The organism is Atribacteraceae bacterium (assembly GCA_035477455.1).
GTDB lineage: Bacteria > Atribacterota > Atribacteria > Atribacterales > Atribacteraceae > DATIKP01.
Map to the genome: position 1 here is coordinate 1 of DATIKP010000101.1, position 6,474 is coordinate 6,474.

The 6,474-nt window shown below is 58.5% G+C and carries 12 protein-coding genes; all 12 read right to left on the reverse strand.

The window, feature by feature from the left end; genetic code table 11:
- Positions 1-532: 532 nt before the first annotated feature.
- Positions 533-859, reverse strand: a complete 327-nt coding sequence (locus VLH40_06255; protein HSV31607.1) for a hypothetical protein — start codon at positions 857-859, stop codon at positions 533-535.
- A gap of 2 nt (positions 860-861) precedes the next feature.
- Positions 862-1,383 carry a hypothetical protein gene (locus VLH40_06260; GenBank protein ID HSV31608.1) on the reverse strand — a complete coding sequence of 174 codons (522 nt, stop codon included), beginning with the start codon at positions 1,381-1,383 and terminating at the stop codon, positions 862-864.
- Complete coding sequence (locus tag VLH40_06265) at positions 1,380-1,613, reverse strand: hypothetical protein (protein ID HSV31609.1); 234 nt, start codon at positions 1,611-1,613, stop codon at positions 1,380-1,382. The genes VLH40_06260 and VLH40_06265 overlap by 4 nt, the downstream gene beginning before the upstream one ends.
- Positions 1,614-1,616: 3 nt before the next feature.
- A complete protein-coding gene (locus tag VLH40_06270) occupies positions 1,617-1,835 on the reverse strand; it encodes a DUF2922 domain-containing protein (GenBank protein HSV31610.1) in 219 nt (72 codons plus the stop codon).
- Positions 1,836-1,855: 20 nt separating this feature from the next.
- Positions 1,856-2,074, reverse strand: a complete 219-nt coding sequence (locus VLH40_06275; GenBank protein ID HSV31611.1) for a DUF1659 domain-containing protein — start codon at positions 2,072-2,074, stop codon at positions 1,856-1,858.
- Between the two features lie 84 nt (positions 2,075-2,158).
- The gene (locus tag VLH40_06280; protein HSV31612.1) at positions 2,159-2,314 is read right to left on the reverse strand and encodes a hypothetical protein; all 156 of its coding nucleotides are present in this window, start codon (positions 2,312-2,314) and stop codon (positions 2,159-2,161) included.
- A 107-nt stretch (positions 2,315-2,421) separates the two neighbouring features.
- Complete coding sequence (locus tag VLH40_06285; GenBank protein ID HSV31613.1) at positions 2,422-2,748, reverse strand: sigma factor-like helix-turn-helix DNA-binding protein; 327 nt, start codon at positions 2,746-2,748, stop codon at positions 2,422-2,424.
- Positions 2,733-3,389: an ATP-binding protein gene (locus tag VLH40_06290; protein HSV31614.1), complete on the reverse strand. Its 657-nt coding sequence runs from the start codon at positions 3,387-3,389 to the stop codon at positions 2,733-2,735. Before VLH40_06290 ends, VLH40_06285 begins: the two co-directional genes overlap by 16 nt.
- Before the next feature lie 81 nt (positions 3,390-3,470).
- The gene (locus VLH40_06295) at positions 3,471-3,866 is read right to left on the reverse strand and encodes a single-stranded DNA-binding protein (GenBank protein ID HSV31615.1); all 396 of its coding nucleotides are present in this window, start codon (positions 3,864-3,866) and stop codon (positions 3,471-3,473) included.
- A 46-nt stretch (positions 3,867-3,912) separates the two neighbouring features.
- The gene (locus VLH40_06300; GenBank protein ID HSV31616.1) at positions 3,913-4,644 is read right to left on the reverse strand and encodes an ATP-binding protein; all 732 of its coding nucleotides are present in this window, start codon (positions 4,642-4,644) and stop codon (positions 3,913-3,915) included.
- A complete protein-coding gene (locus tag VLH40_06305; GenBank protein ID HSV31617.1) occupies positions 4,638-5,309 on the reverse strand; it encodes a helix-turn-helix domain-containing protein in 672 nt (223 codons plus the stop codon). Before VLH40_06305 ends, VLH40_06300 begins: the two co-directional genes overlap by 7 nt.
- Positions 5,310-5,841: 532 nt before the next feature.
- Positions 5,842-6,474, reverse strand: a 633-nt coding sequence (locus VLH40_06310; GenBank protein HSV31618.1) for an EAL domain-containing protein, incomplete at its 5' end; no start/stop codon positions are given.

A 6,474-nucleotide genomic window follows, 5' to 3' on the forward strand; every position in this document is an offset into this window, starting at 1 on the left:
TCAGTGAAAGGGGGATCTTGCATGATCACCCATTTTCTGATTGAGTGCATTCACCATGACCCGACCATGACCGATGAAGTTTTTAAAAAGCGGGTCTTCCGTTAAGAATAGAGCCGAATCCCCTCGTCTTCGTTTCACTGCCGTGAGTAAGATCGTGCAGAGGGTAGAGTAGAAAAGTGATTTTTCAAGACCTGACCCCCAGTAGTGGCATAAATATGTAACCGGCAGGCTGGTCCATCGAAACGATCGCAGTTCGAAAATCTCCTCTTCATAGCGCATCATATCCCCTTCCTGGCCACCTCGGCACGAAGAAAGAGCTGGAAGACCAGGCTGAGGACGGTCACCCGGGATACCAAAGTTACCGGTCTTATCGGTCCGCAACCTGACGGGTACCGAACTCCTCCTGGCGTTTCAACTCCCGGTGGCGCTTGCTGGTGTCCTCGGCGAGGGGAAGGTGGCTACCGGGGGAAGAGCTGACGGAAGAGCTCTACCAAGCGAGGCCGCCGGAAGGGGTCGGCGACGGCCTCGCCGATCAGTTTCCCAGGATGGCCTTGCCGGCTGCGATCTGAAGGTGCTGGTAAGCGGCGCGGACCTTGGCGTCGGCTTCCGCGTCGTCTACCAGGAACCCGGCCTGACCGGCGGCCTGCTTGAAAAGCGCGATGGCTTTTTTCAGTCGCTCGGGTCCCGCGGCCTGGGGGAAGGCGTCTTCCGCCCACAGCACCGCGTCCTCGGCTACCTTGAGCAGGCCCTGGTAGCGCTGGAACTGGATCCGGTCGATGCCCAGGCGGCCGAAGATGAAGGTCAGGACCAGGGGTAAAAGTATGATCAGGATGTCATAGATGAGTTTTCCGATGTCCATGGCTATCTCCTTTCAGTAGCGTTGAACCGCTCGTAGAAGAAGCGCACGTTACCCGGCCAGTGACGGTTGAGGTTTTGGGGGTCGTTGGCGGCGCCAAGGGGCGCGTAGCGGCTCCCCAGGAAAGCGATGTAGTCGGTGAAGTTCGTCTGGTCGGCGAAGCGCTGGAAGTTCGCTCTTATAGTGCCGGCACACCAGGCCGCCTGGGTGCGTAAGTCGGTGTTTTTGGCCTTTGGATGCATTACCCCGAACTCCCGACCGGCTCTCCCCTTCTCCGCCTCTCTTATGGCCAGCATGAGAGCGAAGGGGTTCACCGGGTAAGAGGCCGGGGGGTCGGGAAAGTACTCGGTGGCGACAGCGAGGATGGTGGGGAGTTCCCGGGGAAAAGAAAATAGGGTCTCGATCCGGCCCACCAGGCCGTAGGGGTGAGGGGTTTCCTCCAGGAGATCGGAGAGATCCTCCAAAAGCACCCGGAGGAGGTCGAGGTATTCCCGCAACCGCTGTCGCAGATCACGGGATAGGCTCATCGGGGCAGACTCCGGGTGAGCAAAGCCAGCAGTAAGGCCGGGACCAAGATAGAAAGAAAAGAGCCCCAGACCTTGAGGGCGGTGATCTCCCGCTCCACGGCCCGCAGGCGCTCGTCGGCACGTTCCAGGGTGCGCTCCAGTTTATCGAGCGTCCGGGCAATGTGCTTGAGGTCTTTCTCCAGGGGAAGGGCGGCCGCCCCTCCCCCTTTACCGGTTACGTTGGCGGCCACGGATTACCCGGTGACCGTGAGCGGGGTTTCGGTGACTTCTACGAGTTTGGCCTCGTACTTCTCAGTGAGGTCGCCCCCGGCCGAGGCAAAGACGTTCCGGGTGATGACCGTGTCCATGAAGCCCCCCACTTGAGCGCCGGTGACAGCAGGGTCGGCGTCCCGCAGGGTCAGGTTCACCTGGCCTCCGGCTTGGTTGAGGAAAGTCATGATCAGATCCGGCATGGTTCAGCCTCCTTTCTCGATTAGCCTTCGAGGATCTTGTTTTCGAAGCGCCGGATGTCCGCGACGCTGAACACACCCAGGCTGGCCAGTCCCACCGCGATATCGTACACGGCCTGATCGGCAGCCTCCGGTTTCACGTTTCCCCAGCTCCGGGCACTGATGATCGGGTTCCCGGTCGTGGGGTGGGTGCCGGTGACAAAGCGCAGCACCACCCGGCCATTGTAAGGAATACTGAGCATGGCAAATTACCTCCTTTTGGTTGTGTGAGAGCCTCTCATTGTATAGGCCGGGTGGGCGACAGCACTTTAGAAGCGCTTCTTGATTCAGGATTGCGGGGAGTCCGCCGCCGGTTCGCTGGGTTTTTCACCGCTTTCCCCTGTTTGGCGATACCCGATCTCCTCCCCTGTTCCGGAAACTTCCCGGTCGGTGAATTTCCATGCGTGGCAAATCCTGGTTTTTTTCGTCTCTTTCTTGCTCATGCTTTCCTCCTTTTCGCTAATCGGTAAACGGTAAACAGGTTCCGGAACCCCGCCGGTCGCTTTCCCGCGGGGTGGATCCCAGGGCTACCGACCGGCCGCCGGATGCTTTATGCCTTACTGATGCCTCCTTCCCCTTTGAGCTTGTGTAACGCCCGGTTCCGGTAAACCCGCACACTCCCGCGGGAGAGGGCAAGGGCCTGGGCCACCTCCCGCTCACTTTGGCAGTCATAGTACAGTCGGAGGATCACCTCCTTTTCCCGCGCGCTGAGCCGGGACCAGTCCACCTGCAAATGGCGGCGGGGCTCGGGAACCTGCCAGGGGAACTCTTCCTCGGGGTAGAACCGGCGGATCCGTTTCCCCGGGGCGCCCCGGTAGGGCCCCAGGCCCTCCTGGTTCAAGAGACGTTCCCAGGACGAGCCTACGTACTCAACCATTCCCGGATCAGGTAAGTCATATACCCGTAACGTTCGTTCATTTCGGCGCTGTGAAGATGAACCAACTGTTCCCGGTAGAACCCCAGGAGCAAGCGCAGAAGCCGGTCCTGTACGGTCTGGCTGTCGCTGTCTTCCCGGGCCCGGCCCGGGTCGGCGGGGAGAGGTTTCCCGTGGGGTGGAACAAACACCACCCAGTGGTAGGGCACGGTGGCCAGGTAATCGGTGATCCGGCAAACCAGGTGGTCGAAGGCCCGGCCGTCCCGGCGGGTACAGTAGAGAAGCGCATACAGCCAGTTGTCGACCATCGTCCGGTCACAAAGCACCAGTTTGGCCCCGGAGGCGAGGGCCTGTTCCTCCCTCCTGATCATCACCTCGCAAACGTCTGCCTGGTAGCGGAGATACATCTCCGGTTCGGCGCGAAGCTCTTCAAGGGTCTGCGCCTCCCCGATGGCCCGGTAAAGCGCGAACACTTCCCGGGCCACTTCCGGTACGGTCGCTACCTGATACCCTTCCCGGTCAAAGTAGTCGGCCAGTCGGTTGACCAGCGTCGTTTTCCCCACCCCGGCCGCCCCGGAAAATCCCACCACCAGGGGAGTCTTCCGGCGGAAGCGGACTTCAGTCCTGCGCCAGGTCACAGCCATGTTTCACCTCCCGTCGGTTTACCTCGCTATCGGCCCGTACCGCCCCAAGATTTCCGATCTCCGGATTGCTCCTGCGGAAAATCAAAAGGGGAGCTCCTCCAGATCGCTGTCGATTTCATCATCCATCCGGAGGGGAACCTTCCTGGAGAACTTCACCTTGCGGGCGTTGATTCGGGTCGCGTATTTGGTCTCCCCGTTTTTCTCCCACTTCTCCCAGTCCAGTTCCCCCAGGACCTTGACCTCGTCGCCCGGATCCAGGGTTACCAGGCTGTCGTAGTGCTCTGTAGTCAGGTCCCCGGCTACCCGGATGGGCAGGTAGACGTTGCCTCTTTGGGTGTCGCCCTTGACGAAGAGGTTCACCACCCGGCCACCCCCCTCGGCCGTGAACACCCGGGGCTGCCGGGTCAACTCCCCCACGAACTGCACCAGATTAGTCCTCTTGCCCTTTTTTCCGCTGTTTTCATCGCTGTCTCTCATGTTTTCGCCTCCTGTCGGAAAAATATAAACCCTCAAACCCTCACCCTCAAACCCTCACCACCCGGTACCCCCGCCCCAGCCGGGAGGCCACCCGGCCGCCGTAGAGTTCGCCGAGTTCGGCCACGGCCAGGTTGGTGGTGATCACGGTGGGCCGGTCCCATTCCAACCGGTGGTCGATAATTTCATAAAGCGTGGTCACCACCCAGGTCTCCCCACCGCCCACCCCCAGGTCGTCAAGCACCAGGCAATCACAGTCCAGTAAAGGCTGCTTCTCGGCCTCGCCTTCCCTGTCCCGAAAGGCCCGCCGAAAACGAGAGAGCAAGTGGACCCAGTTTTCATAGATCAGGCTGCAGCCAACCGCCAGGAGGGTATTGGCGATGGCCTGGGCCAGGTGGGACTTGCCCCGGTCAGACGGACCACTCAGGAGCAGGGAGTGGTTTTCCTCGTTCTTCCAACGGAGGAAATTCCCCGCGTACTCCGCGCACCGCTCCAAGGCTTCCTGCTGCCTTTGATCGGCGGGAAGATAGCTCTCAAAAGTCCGGCGGAGAAAGCGGGGGGGCATCCGGGACTCCCGATAACGGACTTTTACCGCTGCCTGCCGGTTGGCCCGCCGCCGCTCTTCCAGCCGCTCCCAGATTTCCCGCTCCTTCTCCTCGGTCAGGCAGGAACATTGGGATTTCCACTTCAGCTTCTCGGATAGATGCATGAGGCCGAAGGAGGAGAGGGCGAGGTTGGCCTCGACAAAGGGCAGCCCGCAGAAAGGACAGTCGGTCAGCACCGTTCCGCCAACTTTTTGAGAGGCATGATCCCCCGCTTGCGAAAAGCCAGAGGGTCGGCGAGGTAACACTCTTCCACCAGCCGGAAGGTTTCCCCTGGCACCAGAGTCTCCGCCAATCGCTCCACGAAACGCTTCTCGATGGGGGCCACAAGACCCTTCAGGTCCTTTATGAACTGGCACACTTCCTCCTTCTCTTGCCATCTTCCCTCCTTCCTCTTAGAGAGATCCTCTTCCTGATTCCTCTTTAATACTTCCTCTTCGGGTTCTCCCGGAGAACTGGTGTGGTTCCCCGACAGAACCGCTGTGGTTCTCCCGGAGAACTGGTGTGGTTCTCCGACAGAACCGGTCGGCCGGACCACCGGTTCTCCCGGAGAACCGGTCCGATCCAGGATCAGGTAGGTGTTTACCCTGCCCTTGCGCCTCTCCCGCCGGATGATCTCCAGGTCCTCCAGGGACTGGAGGGCTTCGGCCAGATTGGCCCGGGAGACGATCCCGGTCAGATCCAGGAGCCTCCGGTAAGAGGGAAAGCAACGGCCCGCTTTATCGGCGTGAAAACACAAGACGGTGTAAACCAGGAGGAGGATCCTGGCTCGGGGGTGCCGGGCAATCCGCTCCACCGCCCGCTTGTCCATAAGAAACCAGGCGCCGGGTTCATGCCGGGACATGGCTAGCTCCCCTTTGCGGGTGCAAACCGGAGGATAGTTCACATTTGTTAACACATAGGACAAAAAAAGGGACAGTGTACCGGTCTCTTACCCGGGATAGGGGGTGGCTTGGCCGCTTCATAACGGGGGAAAATTCCTTACCCCAACCTCTGAAAAAAGCTTCTTTCATTGCCTTAAATGCTTTTTTCCGGTAGATAGCGACCGACTTCTCCCGGGCGGCGAAGAAGGGCATCCCTTTTCTTAGAGCAGGGACCTTGGGCATCACAGACCTCCCCTTGTGTTAATATATGTGAACAGTATAGCGGAGGATATAAGATAGGTCAAGCCAATTCGTTAGTTTGAGAACATAAGGAAGATGAAAAGTACGACGGCCACTACGCAATCGTCACCAGCGAACTACCGATGTCAAGACGGTGAGGTTATTGACACATACCGCGGGCTGTGGGAAATTGAGGAAACCTTCCGGGTCACGAAGGATGCACTGGAGGTTTCCTCAGTTGACTCCTCTACGAGCCGCCTCGCTACAGTGCTTTCAGCCTTGCTTTTGCAGAACTTCTTCCAGCTTGGCGGCAGCCATTGGTTTATAGCAGTAAAAGCCCTGGATCTCATCACAGGAGTTTTCCCGCAAGAATAAGAGCTGCCTCTCCTCCTCCACGCCTTCGGCTAAGACCTTGATGCCGAAAGTTCTCCCCAACTGCAGAATAACCTTGATGATCTCCTCATCCTTGCTGCCGGCCCCGATTCCATGCACAAACCGCATATCTATTTTAAGCTTATCGACCGGCAGGCCCTTGAATCTATCGAGGGATGAGTATCCGGATCCAAAATCATCTATTGCTATCCTCACGCCCAAGGCCTTCAAGCTGTCCATCGTATGGGCTACGTTTTGGAAATCTTGGGCGGCAATGCTCTCGGTTATCTCTAATTCCAGATATTTTGGACTTAAACCTGATTTTTCGAGGGCATTTTGGACAACTTCAACCAGGTGCGCATCCATGAATTGTCCAAGAGACAGGTTGACTGCCATTGTTATCGGTTTTAACCCTGCTTCCTGCCACTTTTTATTCTGGAAACAGGCCTGATTAATGGTCCAGGCCCCAATACGACTGATTTGGCCGCTTTTTTCCGCCAGCGGGATAAAGATGGAAGGCGCAATCATCCCCCG